This window comes from Methylobacterium sp. A54F (genome assembly GCF_053346035.1).
In genome coordinates this window covers 1-462 of sequence record NZ_JBKFBF010000046.1, presented here as the reverse complement: position 1 = coordinate 462, position 462 = coordinate 1, and the positions used below count along the sequence as shown (strand labels likewise).

General features: G+C 74.9%; 1 protein-coding gene. It reads left to right on the top strand.

Features of this window, described 5'->3' with window-relative positions:
• A partial coding sequence (locus tag ACLBXP_RS25250; protein WP_447670589.1) for an ABC transporter substrate-binding protein occupies nt 1-462 on the top strand: 462 nt, incomplete at both ends.

Below are 462 nucleotides of genomic sequence, written 5' to 3'. Positions count from 1 at the left end.
AGCGGGGCGCCCCGCTTCCTCGTGGTCAACGCCCCGGCCGTCGACCTGCTCGCGCTCGCCGACCTGCCCGAGGCCCGCGACAGCGTCATCCTCAACATCGGCGCGCCCGACACGCGCCTGCGCGACGGCGAGTGCCGCGCCCGCCTCCTGCACGTCCTGCCCTCCCGCGCCATGCTGGCCGACGCCCTCGTCCAGCTCCTCGTCTTCAAGCGCTGGACCCGCATCCTCCTCGTCGCAGGCCCCGATCCGGCCGATGCGCTCTATGCCGAGGCGCTGCGCCGAAGCGCGAAGAAGTTCGGCGCCCGCATCGTCGCCGAGGCGCGCTTCGACCCCCGCGGCGCGGACCTGCGCGACTCGGCCCTGCGCGAGTTCGCCCTCGTCACCCGCGGCCCCGAGCACGACGTGGTGGCGGTGGCCGACGAGGCCGGGCAGTTCGGCCCCAACCTCGTCTACAACACCGCC